The following is a 15,947-nucleotide window of genomic DNA, read 5'->3' on the forward strand; positions in this document are numbered from 1 at the left end:
GCTCCGCGTGGGAATGCATCCTGTGACGCTCTGCGTCATTTGCGCAGGGACGCGGAGCGTCCGGGGCGGCATTCCCACGCAGAGCGTGGGAACGATCACCGGCAAAAAAACGCTTTATCAGACAACCCAAGCATCCCCGCGCCCTTTTGGCTAAAATGCCGGCCTTTCCATTTACACCGCCGGAACCGCCGTGAGCAAAGAACCCGATCGTATTTTCGCCAAGCCTTTGGCCCAGGTGCCCGACTTCGCCTTCAATGAAGACGTGGTGCGGGTGTTCCCGGACATGATCAAGCGCTCGGTGCCGGGTTACCCGACCATCGTCGAAAACCTCGGCGTGCTCGCCGCGCAGTTCGCCCAGCCGAACAGCGTGCTCTACGACCTCGGCTCGTCCTTGGGCGCTGTCACTCAAGCCCTGCGTCGCCACGTGCGCACCGACGGTTGCCGGGTAATCGCTGTGGATAACTCGGCAGCGATGGTTGAGCGCTGCCGCGAATACCTCAACGGTCAGGACTCGATGTTCCAGGAGTTGCTGCCGGTCGAAGTGATCGAAGGCGACATTCTCGCCCTCGACTTCCAGCCCGCCTCGGTGGTGGCGCTGAACTTCACCCTGCAATTCATCGCCCCCGATCAGCGCACGGCGTTGCTCTCGCGCATTCGCCAATCGCTGCTGCCGGGCGGCGCGCTGATCCTCTCGGAGAAGCTGCGCTTCAACGATGCCGAAGAACACGCGCTGCTCACCGATCTGCATGTCGCCTTCAAACGCGCCAACGGCTACAGCGAACTGGAAATCGCCCAGAAGCGCAGCGCCATCGAAAACGTCATGAAGCCCGACAGCCTCGAAGAACACCGCGAACGCCTGCTGGCCGCCGGGTTCTCGAAAGTCGTGCCGTGGTTCCAGTGTCTTAACTTTGCCTCGTTGATTGCCTTGCCATGATTGATCTGTCTCCCCTCGCCCGCCGTCTGGCCGGCACACCGCTGGCCGAATGGGCCAACACTCTGCAAGCGCAACTCGACAAGAAAATGGAGAAAGGTCACGGCGACCTGGAGCGCTGGCAAAGTGCGCTGGATGCCCTGCCGAAAATCCAGCCGAGCGAAGTCGACCTGCTCAACGGTCTGAAACTCGACACCGATTGCGACGATGAAACCCGCGCGCAGATGCACACCGCATTGATGGGCCTGTCGCCGTGGCGCAAAGGGCCGTTCGACTTGTTTGGTGTGCACGTCGACACCGAATGGCGTTCGGACTGGAAGTGGTCGCGTGTCTCTCCGCACCTCGACTTGAAGGGCAAACGCATCCTCGATGTCGGTTGCGGCAACGGTTATTACATGTGGCGCATGCTCGGTGCCGGCGCGAACAGTGTGATCGGTGTTGACCCGAACTGGCTGTTCTTCTGCCAGTTCCAGGCCGTGCAGCGTTATCTGTCAGAACCCAATGCCTGGCACCTGCCCTTTCCGTTCGAAGACCTGCCGCCAAACCTAGAAGGCTTCGACACGGTGTTTTCCATGGGCGTGTTCTACCACCGTCGCTCGCCGATCGAGCATTTGCTGGCGCTGAAGGATTGCCTGGTCAAGGGTGGCGAACTGGTGCTGGAAACGCTAGTGGTCGAAGGCGACAAGCATCAGGTGCTGGTGCCGGAAGACCGTTATGCGCAGATGCGTAATGTGTGGTTCCTGCCGTCGGTGCCGGCGCTGGAGTTGTGGCTGCGCCGTGCCGGGTTCACCGATATTCGCTGCGTGGACGTGAGCACAACCACGGTTGAAGAACAGCGCGGGACTGAGTGGATGAAGTATCAGTCGCTGAGCGACTTCCTTGATCCCGAAGACCACAGCAAAACCATCGAAGGCTTGCCGGCGCCGATGCGGGCGGTGATTGTCGCCCGTAAATAATCCAATCGCCCAAACACCGCGGTGAGCCCACCCCTCACCCCAGCCCTCTCCCCAGGGAGAGGGAGCTGATCTTTGGGCTTTTCAAAACTTGAGTTCGACTCGATAACTCAGGTAGGTGCACCTCGCCCATCCAATCCGGTCAGTCCCCTCTCACTGTGGGAGAGGGAGCTGATCTTTGGGCTTTTCAAAACTTGAGTTCGACTCGATAACTCAGGTCGGTGCACCTCGCCCATCCAATCCGGTCAGTCCCCTCACACTGTGGGAGAGGGAGCTGATCTTTGGGCTTTTCAAAACTTGAGTTCGACTTGGTATGTCAGGTCGACGGACTTGGCCCATCCAGCTCGGTCAGCCCCATCCCCCCAAGGAGAGGGGGCTGATCGTTGAGCTTTTCAAGACTTGAGTTCGACTCGATAACTCAGGTCGGCGCAGATCGCCCATTCAACCCGGTCAGTCCCCTCTCCCTCCGGGAGAGGGTTAGGGTGAGGGGCTTTTTGCTCTTCGGGCGCGAAAGAATTCGGTCAACACCGCGCCACACTCCTCCGCCAACACCCCACCCTCATACAACACCCGGTGATTCAAAAAGCCCTGAGTGAAGAACTGCCCCTGACTCTGCACAATCCCCGCTTTCGGTTCCAGCGCGCCATACACCACCCGAGCCACCCGCGAATGCACGATCAAACCGGCGCACATGCTGCACGGCTCCAGCGTCACATACAGCGTGCTACCCGGCAGACGATAGTTATCCACCGCCTGCGCGGCCTCGCGAATGGCGACCATTTCCGCGTGGGCACTCGGGTCGCTGGTGCTGATCGGGCAATTGAAACCGCGACCGATAATCTCGCCGTCCTGCACCAGCACCGCGCCCACCGGCACTTCGCCGAGGGCTGCGCCTTGTGCGGCGAGGAGCAGCGCTTCGCGCATGAAATCGCGATCACGGCTGCGGTCGATAATTGCCGCAGGGCGAATCTGGCGCATCACTTCACCTCGATGGCGGCCATCAGGCCGGTTTCCATGTGATCGATCACGTGGCAGTGGAACATCCACACCCCCGGATTATCGGCCACCAGCGCCACTTGCGCGCGCTCGTTCTTGCCCAGCAGATAGGTGTCGGTGAAATACGGAATGATCTTGTGCCGGTTCGACGCAATCACCTTGAAACTCATGCCGTGCAGGTGGATCGGGTGCTGATACTGGGTCATGTTCTTCAATTCGAAGATGTAGCTCTGCCCCAGTTTCAGACTGGCAATCGGCCGGTCGGCGCAGGTCTTGTCGGTGATGTCCCAGGCCTTGCCGTTGATCTGCCACAGGCTCGGCGGCCTGCCGTTGTCGACGTTGACCGATACCGAACCGACCCACTCGAAATTGAAGTTGAGTTTCTCGGCATTGGCCAGGTCCGGCTCCGCCACCGGATTGGCCGGCAGCGCTTTCGGCCAGTCAGTCGGCGCATCGTTATTGGCCACTGAACGCAGCGTGCCCAGACGCACCGGGCCGTTGCGCAGCGACAATTCTTCACCCGCTGCCGGCGCCTTGATCGCCAGACAGATACGCATGCCCGGGCCCAGCCAGTATTCCTTGCCCAGCGGCCGCGGTTCGACCGGGTTGCCGTCCAGCGCATAGATCTGCGCTTCGACGCCGGGAATGTTGATGCGGTAAGTCAACGTGTTGTCGAGGTTGAGCAAGCGCACCCGGGTGATCTGCCCGGCCGGCAGTTCGATCACCGGGTTCGGCACGCCGTTGATGGTCGACAACCGCCCCGCCGTACCGCCACGAGCCGCTTCACGGGGAATACTGAACTCGACGAAATTGCCTTCGTCATCGATGTGCCAGTTTTTCAGACTCAGGGTCTTTTCGTACTTGAAACCGGTCGGCTCGCGCTCTTCGATGATCAATGGCCCGACCAAGCCGCGCCCGAGCTCTTCGCTGCTGCTGACATGCGGGTGATACCAGTAGCTACCGGCATCCGGCACGCGGAATTTGTAATCGAAGTACTCGCCCGGCAACACCGGCAGCTGCGAAACGTACGGCACACCGTCCATTTCCAGCGGCAGACGAATGCCATGCCAGTGAATGGTCGTCGCCACCGGCAAGTGGTTGATGAAACGCACCCGCAGCCATTCACCCTGACGCACCCGCAACTCGGTGCCCGGCGCCGACGGACCAAATGCCCAGGCCTCGGTCTTGTGCCCCGGCACCAGCTCGACGTCCAGCGGTGCGGCGATCAGCTCATAGTCGTGGCCCGCTTCGGCGTCGGCCATTTTTCCCAGCCAATACCGCGACGCGCCCCCCGCACCGACACCAACGACAACAAGACCGGCCAGGCCACCGAGGATTTGGCGACGGGTAAAGGACATGAACTCAACTACCTCACGTATCAGCGACAGGCCCTGAAAGCCTGCAAAAGGCGAATACGATACACCTGCGGTTGAGAAACAGTAAGGGCGACCTGAGGCCGCATGCCCTTGACCGGCTTAAGGTCGCAGCCCGGTAATCAGGTGCACGACACCATCCTCCAAGGGCATCACGCCCGCGACCCCGGCGGCGCTCAACGCCTGTTGATCGATACCCGACACATCACGCAATACTACCCGCACCCGCGTCAACGCCAGCGGTTGCTGTGACTGGAGATTATCCACACCGCCCAGCGCCGCGACGATGGCGGCGCTCAATCCGGCGCACGGCTCGGCGGGGACTTCGGGTGTGTCCACCACCAGATCCGGGGTCAGGGCTTTCCAGAATGCCTTCTGCAATTTATCCAACATCTTCAGTTCTCCAGAACCCGTAAAGTATCGACGGTTGCCTCGTGAAAGAGCTGCAACGCCTCGCGCACCTGCCCGGCACTTTCCAGCCCCAGCACCTGTTGGGCGATGATCTGACAATCGGCCAGCTCGAGTTCGCGCACCGTCGCCTTTACCGGTGCAATCATCGGCACGCTCACCGACAGTTCATCCACGCCCAACCCCAGCAACAACGGCACCGCCAGACGTTCCGAGGCCATTGCCCCGCAGACTCCGACCCATTTGCCATGGGCGTGCGCGGCCTTGACGGTCATGGCGATCAGGCGCAATACCGAGGGATGAAAACTGTCCGCCTGACTGGCCAGACGCGGGTGATCGCGATCCATCGCCAGGGTGTATTGCGTCAGGTCATTGGTGCCGATCGAGAAAAAATCCACCAGCGGCGCAAACAGGTCCGCCATCAGCGCCGCGGCCGGCACCTCGATCATGATCCCCAGTTTCGGCCGTTGCGTTAGCCCCAGCGCGAGGATTTCCTCGTCGAGCATTTGCCGCGCCAGACGCAGCTCCGACAGTTGTGTGACCATCGGCAACATGATGTGCAAACGTGTCAGCTCGCAGCAGCCGAGCATGGCCCGGAACTGCTCACGCAATAACTGCGGGCGCTCCAGGCACAAACGAATGCCGCGCACGCCAAGGAACGGGTTGGTTTCGCTGTCCATCGGCACGTAGGCCAGCGGTTTGTCACCACCGACATCAAGGGTGCGCACCACCAGATTGTGCGCAGGTCCCACGCAGCGAGCGATGGCGCTGTAGGTCGCAGCCTGTTCGTCATGGCTCGGCGCATGATTACGGTCCAGGTAGAGAAACTCCGAACGCAGCAGGCCGACGCCCGCACCGCCGAGGGCCATGGCCTGCTCGGTTTCCGCTAACGAGGCGACGTTGGCCGACACCTCGATGTGATGGCCGTCACGGGTCCGCGCCGCGAGCGTTGCGCTGGCCAACTCATGCTCATGGCGTTGACGCTGTTGTGCGTGCCGCGCCTGCCATTGACTGACGGCCGCAGGATCGGGACGCACATGCAATTCGCCCTTGTCGGCATCGAGCAACACCGGGGTGCCGTTACTCAACGCCAACATCTGCACCGGCACCCCGCAGATCGACGGCAGACCACAGGCGCGCGCAAGAATCGCCACGTGACTGGTTGCGCCGCCGCCGACCGTGGCAAAACCCAGCACCTTGCTGGTATCGATGCCGGCGGTCTGCGACGGGGTCAGTTGATCGGCAATCAGAATGCTTCCATGCGGCAGCTCCATCGCCTGCTCGCCTATCCCCAGCAATAGCTTGAGCACGCGGCGCCCGACATCGGTCAGGTCCGCCGCCCGTTCAGCCAGCAACGCACTGCCCAGTTGGCGAAACATCGCCGCGGTTTCTTCAGTGGCCGCGCGCCAGGCAAACGCCGCGCTTTTGCCTTCACTGATCAATGCCTGGGCCTGATCGAGCAGCCCCGGATCTTCGAGCAGTTCCTGATGCGCCTTGAAGATCTCGGCCTCGGCCTCGCCAGCGGCGGTGTCGCGCAAATGCTGTAAGGCCAGATCGGCTTCGATCAGGGCATTGGCGAGGGCCTCGCGCTCGCCGTCTGCTCCGCCGCCGAACTCGCTGACGTCGAACACCGGCTCGCTGATCTGCACCACTTGGCCCAACGCCGAACCGGGTGACGCGCAGACGCCACGCAGCAGGGTCAGAACCTCGGTTTCGACCAGCTCGACAGGCGCCACCGCCGTCACCGTTTCACCACAGCCTTCAATCAGTAATCGAGTCAGCGCCTCGATTGCCGCGTCAGCATCTTCGCCCACCGCACTGACCTGCACGCTGTCGCCGCACGCGGTCTGCAACGCCATGATCGCCACCAGGGATTTGGCGTTGGCCTGAGCCTGCTGTTTATGCAGGTAAATCTTTGCCGCGAAGCCCTTTGCCGCTTGCGCGAACACCGCTGCCGGGCGCGCGTGCAATCCGTTGGGATTGGGCAGTTTCAACGTTTGAGAGAACACGGCCTGACCTTCTGCCGCGCCAGCATCCACGCCACAAGCCTGAGTACGGGCGAGCTCAAGCAACGGCTGACCGGTTTCGACCCATCCGCTCGACGCGACCCGCCAGGTGAACGGCTCTGCGCTGACCACCAGCATCAACGTCATCAGGCTGCGCGCATGCCGGGCAATGTAATCGGCGTCGAATTCGATCAACGCTTGTCCGGCGGCAACCCGTTGCCCCTCTTCAACGAGGCGGGTGAAGCCTTGCCCGCCGAGGTTCACGGTATCAAGGCCGATGTGCATCAACACTTGTACGCCATGGTCATCGGTGATGCTCACGGCATGCCCGCTGGCCTGCACGTTGCTGATGACGCCGGCCATGGGCGCACACAGGGTCGATGAAGTCGGGTCGATGCACAGACCGTCGCCGATCACGCGCCCGGAAAACACCGGATCGGGCACCTGCTCAAGCGCGATCAGGACACCGGACAAGGGAGCCAGCAATTGCAATGGTTGGGGTGTGGCCATGACGTCACCTGCAGTTTTGTTCTTTGAAGTGCCCATGGAGCGCGACGCTCCATCAGCATCGCTTATTTCCACCAGTATTCGACCTGCAATCCGACATTCGCACCGTGGCGAGCGCTACCGAAGGCGCCGGTGTCGGAGAGTGCCGCGCCTTTGGCCAGTTCGTTGGCCGCGCGTTTGGCCGCCTCGTTCCAGGTTGCGTACGTGTAATACAGCCGCACCTCGGGACGCGCCCAGAACTCCGGGCCTTTCGGCGACCAGGTCGGGGCAAAGGTAAATTTGCTCAGTTTGCGCGTACCCCCCGGAGCTTCGACTTGATCGTGACCCAGTTCGGTGACCAGTTTGAAGTGTTCGCTGAGCGCATAAGTCGGTCGCACCCCCAGCGAGATCCAGTTCTGGTCGACACCGTCCGGGCGGATGTCTTTCTGGTACACCGCTTCAATCTGGCCACCGAAGCGCGGCGTCACCTGCCAGTCGAAAAACTCGACGACTCGATAACTTTTATTGCTGTCGTCCAGTTTGACGTTGCCGGTATAACCCAGTCCGGTGCCCGGCCCTTCACCGTATTGCAGCGCCAGTTTGTTTTTGCCGCCGAGAAAATCCGTCTGCACATGTTGCGTGGTGATCGCCCAGCCCCGGTGGGCATCGCGGCTGTCGGGTTTGTCGATATAACTCAAGCCGAACTCCAGCTCACCGCCAGGATTGGTCTTGAAACCGGCGATGTTGAAATCGTGCCGATTGATGTAGTCCTTCTGGTACAGGTTGTCCTTGCGCGAGAAGGCGTAGCTGTATTTCAGATCGCCGATCAACACGTCTTCGACCCCGCCCCCCGTGGCGCTCTGGTTCCAGTAGTAGAAGTCGGAAATATGGATGTCATTGCGCTTGTAGTAACGGCGTCCGGCCCACAATGAACCACCGTTGAGCGCGGGCATCGCCGACCACTGTGCGTAGGCCTGCGGCAAGCGGATCGAACCATTGTCGTCTTTGAACGTGGGGCTGCGGTCGTAACGGTTATACAGCGAGGCCATCCCGTCGACACTCAGTACCGAACCGTCGTCAAGGGTGTACAGGTCCTGCCGCAACTCGAGTTCGCCGTACTGCTCGCATTCGTTACCCAAGCGATATTTGGTCTGCGCACCCGGTAACTGGAAGCACGACTGACCGCTGCTGTTGACTGACGTGCCGACACCGCTGCGCAGGTAGCCGCCAAACTCCAGCGCTTGTGACGTTGGCGGTAAGGCCAGGCAAAAACCTGCGACTGCAAGGCTGCGATTTATTGTTGTTTTCATAAGCCACCCCATTGTTTTTATTGTCTGGTTGCATGAATTCGGCGCGCAGAAATCCTCCGCGCAGTGCTCTGCGTGTTTTTTGAACGTTGTTTTTTTAGTTAAAGGTCAGGGATCGATCAGGTGCAGGACGAAGGACTCGTAAGGTCGCAACGTCACCTGGCGCTTGCGCAACGCGCCCTCTGGATAATTGCTGATCAACTGGCGCTGGCTCATCGATTCACTGATGACCGTCGCCGGTAATTCCACTTCACAGGTTGTCCCGTAGAAGTTGTTCACCACCAACAAACGCTCGGCGTCACCTTCACGCACATACGCCCAGACCTGCGGATGTTCGGGCAGTAATTGTTGGTACAGCCCGTCGGTGATCAACGGTTCACTGCGGCGCAGCGCGATCAGACGGCGGTAGTGATGCAACACCGAGTCCGGGTCGTCGAGCTGGTTTGCGACGTTGATCTGCGCAGCATTGGCCGGCACTCCGATCCACGGTTCGACACGGCTGAAACCGGCGTTTGGCCCGGCGTCCCAGTGCATCGGCGTGCGCCCGTTATCGCGGGACTTCTGCATGATCGCCGCCATGTTGTCGGTATCGCTGCTGCCGGCCTCGCGCTTGAGGCGAAAAATGTTCAGCGTCTCGACATCGCGATAATGCTCGATCGATTCGAACCCCGGATTGGTCATGCCCAACTCTTCGCCCTGATAGACGAACGGCGTGCCCTGCAGAAAGTGCAGTGCGGTGCCGAGCATCTTCGCCGAGCATTCGCGGTACTCGCCGTCGTTGCCGAAGCGCGAGACCACGCGCGGCTGATCGTGGTTGCACCAGAACAGCGCGTTCCAGCCGCCACCCGCCTGCATGCCGGTCTGCCAGTCGGACAGAATTTTCTTTAGCTGAAGGAAATCGAAGTCGGCGCGTACCCACTTCTGCAGGTTTGGATAATCGACTTTCAGGTGATGAAAGTTGAAGGTCATCGACAACTCTTTCGACTGCGGATTCGAATAGCGAATGCAGTGTTCGAGGCTGGTCGATGACATCTCGCCGACATTGATCAGGTCGTGCCCTTCGAAGACTTCGCGGTGCATCTGCTGCAAGTACGCGTGGACATTCGGCCCGTCGGTATAAAAGCGTCGGCCATCGCTGTCGTCTTCGGGGAAGTCCGCAGGCTTGGAGATCAGATTGATCACGTCCAGGCGAAAACCGCCGACGCCCTTGTCTCGCCAGAATTGCATCATCCGGAATACTTCAGCGCGCACCTTGGGATTGTCCCAATTCAGGTCGGCCTGGGTGTGGTCGAACAGGTGCAGGTAATACTGACCGGTCTGGGCTTCGTACTCCCAGGCGGAACCGCCGAACTTGGATTCCCAGTTGTTCGGCTGATCACGCCAGATGTAGAAGTCACGGTACGGGTTGTCGAGGCTGCTGCGCGCCTGTTGAAACCAGACGTGTTCGATCGAGGTGTGATTGACCACGATGTCGAGCATCAGCTTGATCCCGCGCTTGCTCGCCTCGGCGATCAGCAATTCGCAGTCGGCCATGCTGCCGTAGCTCGGGTCGATGGCGTAGTAATCGCTGATGTCATAGCCGTTATCGCGTTGCGGCGAACGCAGAAATGGCGTTATCCATAAACAGTCGACGCCCAGCCACTTCAGGTAATCGAGTTTGGCGACGATACCGAGCAGATCACCCGTCGGGTTGCCGGCGTGACTATGAAAACTCTTCGGATAGATCTGGTAGATCACCGAACGCTGCCAGTCTTGCATGGCACAACTCCTTCAATAAGTCCGTGCGGCTCGCGCCCAGATTGAAATGCAATCAACTGTGGGAGCGAGCCTGCTCGCGAAAGCGATTGTTCAGGCAACCCGATAACCGGGCCGGACGATCTTCATGCTCAATGCACAGGTCAAAACAAACGGCACGAGCATGGCAATCAGCATCCCCAGCACAAACATCGGGATGTACTGCGGGATGATCGAGATGAACCCCGGCAGTCCGCCGACGCCGATGGCCGAGGCCTGAACCTAGTTCAGCGACAGGAACACGCAGCCCAGTGCCGAACCGGTCAGCGCGGCATAAAACGGAAACTTGTAGCGCAGGTTGACGCCGAACATCGCCGGCTCGGTGATACCGAAGTAGGCAGAGATTGCCGAAGTCGACGCCATGCTCTTGTCCCGTGCATTACGGGTCATCCAGAACACCGCCAGGGCGGCACTGCCCTGAGCAAGGTTGGACATGACGATCATCGGCCAGATGAAGGTACCGCCCTGGGTCGAGATCAATTGCAGGTCGACCGCGAGAAACATGTGGTGCATGCCGGTGATCACCAGCGGCGCATACAGCAGACCGAAAATGGCGCCACCCACCATTGGTGCCAGGTCAAACAGCATGACCAGCCCTTCGGTGATGAAGATGCCGATGTGGCGGGTTACCGGGCCAATCACGGCCAGCGCCAATACGCCGGTAACGACGATGGTGGTGATCGGTACCACGAGTAACTGAATGGCGTTGGGCACGCGCGCGCGCAGCCATTTTTCGATGACGCTCATTACGTAAGCGGCCAGCAGAATCGGCAAGATCTGCCCCTGATAGCCGACCTTTTCCACCTGAAACAATCCGAGAATGTCGAAGTACGGCAACTGCTGCCCGTCCAGCCCGGCCACGGCCTTGCCGTAGTTCCAGGCGTTGAGTAGATCCGGGTGCACCAGCATCAGACCGAGCACGATGCCAAGGATCTCGCTGCCGCCAAAGCGCTTGGCCGCCGACCAGCCCACCAGCGCTGGCAGAAACACGAACGAGGTGTTGGCCATCAGATTGATCAGGCTCCATAGCCCATCGAGTTTCGGGTAGGCATCGAGCAGGGTCTGCCCGTCGATGAACATGCCTTTGGCACCCAGCAGATTGTTGATGCCCATCAGCAGGCCGGCAATGATCAGTGCCGGCAGAATCGGCATGAACACGTCGGAAAACACCCGCACCAGACGCTGCATGGCGTTGATTTTTTCAGTGCTTTTCTGTTTGACGTCAGCGATCGTCGACGCCGCGAGACCGGTCTGACGACGCAGTTCGGCATAGACCTTTTCCACTTCGCCCGGACCGATCACCACCTGATACAGGCCACCGGTAAAGAACGAGCCTTTGACCAGGTCGATCTGGTTGAGCATGGCACTGTCGACCAGGCCCGGATCTTTCAGGGCCAGCCGCAACCGCGTGACGCAATGGGCGGCCTGTTCGAGGTTGTCGCTGCCGCCGAGGCTTTGCAGCAATTGCCTGGTGATGTTCGGATAGTCGTGGCTCATGCTAGTTCTTCCGCTATGGATTGTTGTTATTGGCAGCACGCCGAAGCGAAAAATACTCGTCTGTACGAGTTAATGCAACAACTCGTACAGACGAGTTTGTTTATGTATGTTCCTGCCAGACCGAAGGCGAATTTTCCTACCCTGCCTTAGGGTGATTTCCATCGCCCACATGGACAAAGCCCTACCCTGGCCTTAAGGTTCGAAGCTTTGAGCACAGTCGGCACCGAGCCTACCCATGAGCAAATACAACCAGATCTATAGCGATCTGCTGGCCAGCATCACGACTGAACGCCTGGAGCGCGGCGCCCGCCTGCCTTCCGAAACCGAACTGATGGACAGCTATCAGGCCAGCCGAGGCACGGTGCGCAAAGCCATTGAACTGCTTCAGGAGCGCGGCTTTGCGCAGAAAATCCACGGCAAGGGCACCTTTGTGCTTTCGACCAACCCGATCGAATTTCAGCTCGGCGGCATCGTCAGTTTCCAGGAAACCTATCCGCGCCTGGGCAAAGATGTCAGCACCGAAGTGGTCGAGCTGAGCCAGATCCCGCTCGAAGGTGCCCTGCTCGAGCACATCCATGCCGAACCCGGCAGCCTCATCACCCGAATCAAACGTGTGCGGCGGATCGACGGTAAACGCGTGATCCTCGACATCAACCACTTCGTCAGCGAAGTGATTCCCGGCCTGTCCCTCGACATCGCCGAGCAATCGATCTACGCCCATATCGAGCAGACCCTGCAGCTACAGATTGCCTACGCCCAACGCACCATCGAAGCGGTGCCGCGCAGCAAGGATGATCAACTGCACCTGGACCTCGATGGCCAGAGCCATGTGATCGTGGTCAGCAACCAGACCTTCCTCCAGGACGGGCGTCAGTTCGAGTACACCGAATCCCGCCACACCCTCGACAAATTCTACTTTTCCGACGTGGCACGGCGCTGACCCCGACACGTTTCCAACGATCATGTGCGGTATATATGTAGTGCACTCCTCTTGAGCGAATCGGCCATGCTCGGCCTTCATTTCTCAAGGATGGAGAAAGCATGTACGCCACCCAACAAAGCCTTCTGCCTAACGCGGCAGACAAGGCAGCTCTGAAGCGAATCGCCTATACCGTCGTGCACAATTGCCCCGGACTGCAGGACGCTGCCCATGAAGCCGCCCGTGATCTGCTGGAAGCAAAAGGCCTGTCGAGCCTCGACCCGGATGAGGTTTATTTCCATCGATTCAAGACGGCCCAGAGCAGCACTCGCTCGTTTACCGGCTGGGAGCACATCCGCGAGAAACCCTACGAATCGATGACCCTGACACAGCTGGTCATTCATCGTTTTCGTGCCACCGACCAGGACAACGCCGACCTGCTCGATCTGTACGGTGGCTTCTACAGCGAAGGTCCGCAGGGCGAAAATTTCGACGAAAAAAACCAGGTGTGCCTGCACGGCAACGAGGTCTTGAAGGCGTTCTGGAGCCTCGATTTCAGTGGGTACTACAGCGCCACGCTGACGGACTTCTGGAACAGCCACGGCGAGGATTTCCGCACCTTGGCCAAGTGCAATTTCCTTAGCCGTGCAGTGCAGGCGTTGGACCTTGGGCAACTCACCCGCAGTGACTTTCAATGGCTGGTGGACTCAGTGGTGGGACCGGTTAGCTGGCCGGTCACCCTGAGCATGTTGCAATCAAGCCACACGACAACGGGGGATGTGTTCGCCTTCGACATTGACGGGCATATCTCCACGCAATTGCTACGCTTCGTCGATTCTGCCGGTCGGCAGATTATCTATCTGCCGAGTGCGACCGCAGCGTTCGTGGTCAAGGAAACGCCGGCAGACCTGCATTGGTGGGTTCTGGATCAACTGAACGACGCCAAACGCCGCGCGACCTTCCTGGAGCATTTTGCCCTCGCCGATCGTCAGCACATGAGCGAGAACATGCCCGATCTGATGAATCGGTTGGTGGCCACCTGGGGCCGGGCCGACCATCACCTGATCAACCGCACAAACCAGGAACTGAGCGATGATGCATTCAGTTGGCTGCGCGACTCGACACGTCAGGCGATGTTTGCTGAAGCCCACCTGTCTCTGACATCCAATGGCGATCTGCGCAAGAAACTGTGGATCGGCTATCTGAGTGCGGGCCTCAAGGTATTTGGTCCGATGGCCACTGTCGGTTGGCCACTGGCGCTACCGGTGATTGGCGCCACCCTTGCCAGCATGGGTCTGAATATCGATCAGGCGCAAAACGGCAAGACAAGGGCCGAACGCAAGGCCGGCGTGCTGGGTGCGGTTTTGAGTGGTATCAATCTGTTATTCAACCTTCCATTGTTGATCGGCACCGGGCCGATGCTGGAGGTTGGCGCCGAGGTCGAGGCTGCAGAAGCCGCCGAGATGGCTGAGTACAGCGAAACCTGGAATGCCTCTGCCAAAGCCGATTACCAAGAGCCGATCATGGTGCCGGACGATGCCGACATCACTCTGCCAAATGTCGATGAAACGACGCTAATTCCGGCGCAAAACGCCCTACCGCCTCCGGTGCCCGAACGTTACCAATGCAACGAGCTGCTTGATGGCACAGCACTCGGCGAAGAGTCCGGGAAGTTCCACGGTGTCTACCGCCTCGACTCGGATCCGCCCTATGCCATTCTGATGAATGACACGCCGTACTATGTGCGCTACTTCGCCAACGCTCACGGCAACGGCGACTGGGCGATCGTCGACCCTGAGCGCCCAAACCAGCTTGTCCACGCGCTGCCTGTCCGTCTCAATGGCGAAGGAGAATGGGAGCGCATGCCAGCCTTGGGTCTCAAGGGTGGCGGCCAGTGCATGGGCAAACAATGCACTCCGGATCTCGAACTCGACACCTTCGAACCTGCCTCGCCCGAAACGCCCGTGCAACCGGCAGAAGAACCGCAACCCTCGACATCGAGGCCCCCACGCCCGGTGACCAGTGCCTTTGACATCGAACCGTCGGTACGCCGTTCGATAAAAGCCTGGGCGTTAAACCTCAACGAAACCCATGCCCGGTTGCAGCCCGACGGTGCCGGCGGTTTCGCCATGGACGATCCGTTCGAGTTGTATGCCGCCGGCAAACGCCAACTTCTGCAAAGTTCAGCCCGAGGTTTTTTCAAGAACCTGCCGTGGGTCATCCAGCCCCCGCGCCCGGTGATACCCGAGATCAACCGGCTGATGCCACTGACCGATCTAGTCGATGGCGTTTTTGAAAGTGCCTCCGGACTGGTGGTCGGAGAAACCCTCGATCGCATTGCCAGCATGGGTTTTCTGATCGAAAACATGCCGGCGCTGGCCCGACACGTGAAAACCCTCTACCTGCGCGGCCTGCTCAGTGACTTCGCTCAAGTGGAACTGAACCGCTACTTCACCAGCGGCAATATGACTGCGGATTTACACACTTACTTGAACAGTCTGGGCACCGATCCCGCCGGTCGATTCAACCCACTGGAACTGGTCCAGGTCGCGCGAGCGAACGGGGTTCGGATTCAGGCGATCGATTGCGCCGCCAGCTACAAAATGAAAACACCGCTGCCGTCCGTCGACGAGCAAATGATGAACACCTTCCTGACCAACGACATCATGACCGGTGACGTCTACCTCAACAGCCCGGGAAAATGGATCGTAGTAACCGATGCTCACAGCACCAATACCTTCAGAGGACTGCTGGGCATCAGTGAACTGAAGGGGGGAATAGGCTTGCGAATCGATGAAGTCGGCGCCGGTGAAGAGCTGGGCGTGGATGTCGATCCGGGTATTGAAGTACCACGCGGCAGCTCGCCCGGCGGCACTGTCAGACAAGGAAATCCAGACTTTCTTCGCGCCGATCTGCGCTTGAAAATGCCCGCACCCGAGGTGACCTGGACCGAAGAAACGCTGGAGAATCTGTTGTACAGGCGCGGCATGTATCTGTTCGAAAAAACAGGTGAGCGCTACACGCTGATCCACCGCAGCAAACAAGGCATGCTGCAACGCACACCGATCACTCGATCGAGTGACGGCAAGGTCTCCCTCCACCGACCTGCGTGGCAGCGGGTGAATGACATCGCATTCGCCAACCTGAAGGACATGTCTCAACGGTTGTCCGATACCGGGCTGATATTGCGTAGCCGGATCCCTGATTGAGGCTCTCCGGTTAAAACTGAGCAAGGAAGGCCCGACAACGAAAAATGCCAGTCAGCAAAACTGACTGG

10 protein-coding genes and 1 pseudogene are annotated in these 15,947 nt (G+C 59.6%); 4 read left to right on the forward strand and 7 right to left on the reverse strand.

The genetic code is table 11. The features are described from left to right. The first annotated feature begins 190 nt into the window (after positions 1–190). Positions 191–934, forward strand: a complete 744-nt coding sequence (cmoA, locus tag CKW26_RS09140) for a carboxy-S-adenosyl-L-methionine synthase CmoA (RefSeq protein WP_007916813.1) — start codon at positions 191–193, stop codon at positions 932–934. Beyond that, complete coding sequence (cmoB, locus tag CKW26_RS09145; protein WP_095048333.1) at positions 931–1,887, forward strand: tRNA 5-methoxyuridine(34)/uridine 5-oxyacetic acid(34) synthase CmoB; 957 nt, start codon at positions 931–933, stop codon at positions 1,885–1,887. Before cmoA ends, cmoB begins: the two co-directional genes overlap by 4 nt. A gap of 474 nt (positions 1,888–2,361) precedes the next feature. Here the strand turns inward: cmoB and tadA are convergent, their stop codons facing one another. From tadA to treP, 7 genes and pseudogenes are all read right to left on the reverse strand, one after another. Continuing rightward, positions 2,362–2,862, reverse strand: a complete 501-nt coding sequence (tadA, locus tag CKW26_RS09150) for a tRNA adenosine(34) deaminase TadA (RefSeq protein ID WP_095048334.1) — start codon at positions 2,860–2,862, stop codon at positions 2,362–2,364. After that, on the reverse strand, positions 2,862–4,238 hold the full coding sequence (locus CKW26_RS09155; RefSeq protein WP_095048335.1) for a multicopper oxidase family protein: 1,377 nt from the start codon (positions 4,236–4,238) through the stop codon (positions 2,862–2,864). The genes tadA and CKW26_RS09155 overlap by 1 nt, the downstream gene beginning before the upstream one ends. 117 nt (positions 4,239–4,355) lie before the next feature. Beyond that, entirely contained in the window at positions 4,356–4,646 is a 291-nt protein-coding gene (locus CKW26_RS09160; RefSeq protein ID WP_095048336.1) for a PTS transporter subunit EIIB, read from the reverse strand. A 2-nt stretch (positions 4,647–4,648) separates the two neighbouring features. Beyond that, the gene (ptsP, locus tag CKW26_RS09165; protein WP_095048394.1) at positions 4,649–7,177 is read right to left on the reverse strand and encodes a phosphoenolpyruvate--protein phosphotransferase; all 2,529 of its coding nucleotides are present in this window, start codon (positions 7,175–7,177) and stop codon (positions 4,649–4,651) included. Positions 7,178–7,239: 62 nt separating this feature from the next. Continuing rightward, positions 7,240–8,463 carry a carbohydrate porin gene (locus CKW26_RS09170; protein ID WP_095048337.1) on the reverse strand — a complete coding sequence of 408 codons (1,224 nt, stop codon included), beginning with the start codon at positions 8,461–8,463 and terminating at the stop codon, positions 7,240–7,242. 105 nt (positions 8,464–8,568) lie between these two features. Continuing rightward, positions 8,569–10,218: an alpha,alpha-phosphotrehalase gene (treC, locus tag CKW26_RS09175; protein WP_095048338.1), complete on the reverse strand. Its 1,650-nt coding sequence runs from the start codon at positions 10,216–10,218 to the stop codon at positions 8,569–8,571. 90 nt (positions 10,219–10,308) lie between these two features. Continuing rightward, positions 10,309–11,751: pseudogene (treP, locus tag CKW26_RS09180) on the reverse strand (PTS system trehalose-specific EIIBC component). 235 nt (positions 11,752–11,986) lie between these two features. On the opposite strand from treP, the gene treR reads away from it, so the two are divergent. After that, positions 11,987–12,691 carry a trehalose operon repressor gene (treR, locus tag CKW26_RS09185; RefSeq protein WP_095048339.1) on the forward strand — a complete coding sequence of 235 codons (705 nt, stop codon included), beginning with the start codon at positions 11,987–11,989 and terminating at the stop codon, positions 12,689–12,691. 101 nt (positions 12,692–12,792) lie between these two features. Further along, a complete protein-coding gene (locus CKW26_RS09190; protein WP_095048340.1) occupies positions 12,793–15,879 on the forward strand; it encodes a membrane-targeted effector domain-containing toxin in 3,087 nt (1,028 codons plus the stop codon). Positions 15,880–15,947 lie beyond the last annotated feature (68 nt).

It is taken from the genome of Pseudomonas sp. Irchel s3h9, assembly GCF_900187475.1.
GTDB lineage: Bacteria > Pseudomonadota > Gammaproteobacteria > Pseudomonadales > Pseudomonadaceae > Aquipseudomonas > Aquipseudomonas neuropathica.

Coding starts and splice junctions, on each gene's coding strand:
- cmoB (WP_095048333.1), top strand. CDS start 931: ATGATTGATCTGTCTCCCCTCGCCCGCCGTCTGGCCGGCACACCGCTG.
- tadA (WP_095048334.1), bottom strand. CDS start 2,862: ATGCGCCAGATTCGCCCTGCGGCAATTATCGACCGCAGCCGTGATCGC.
- CKW26_RS09155 (WP_095048335.1), bottom strand. CDS start 4,238: ATGTCCTTTACCCGTCGCCAAATCCTCGGTGGCCTGGCCGGTCTTGTT.
- CKW26_RS09160 (WP_095048336.1), bottom strand. CDS start 4,646: ATGTTGGATAAATTGCAGAAGGCATTCTGGAAAGCCCTGACCCCGGAT.
- ptsP (WP_095048394.1), bottom strand. CDS start 7,177: ATGGCCACACCCCAACCATTGCAATTGCTGGCTCCCTTGTCCGGTGTC.
- CKW26_RS09170 (WP_095048337.1), bottom strand. CDS start 8,463: ATGAAAACAACAATAAATCGCAGCCTTGCAGTCGCAGGTTTTTGCCTG.
- treC (WP_095048338.1), bottom strand. CDS start 10,218: ATGCAAGACTGGCAGCGTTCGGTGATCTACCAGATCTATCCGAAGAGT.
- treR (WP_095048339.1), top strand. CDS start 11,987: ATGAGCAAATACAACCAGATCTATAGCGATCTGCTGGCCAGCATCACG.
- CKW26_RS09190 (WP_095048340.1), top strand. CDS start 12,793: ATGTACGCCACCCAACAAAGCCTTCTGCCTAACGCGGCAGACAAGGCA.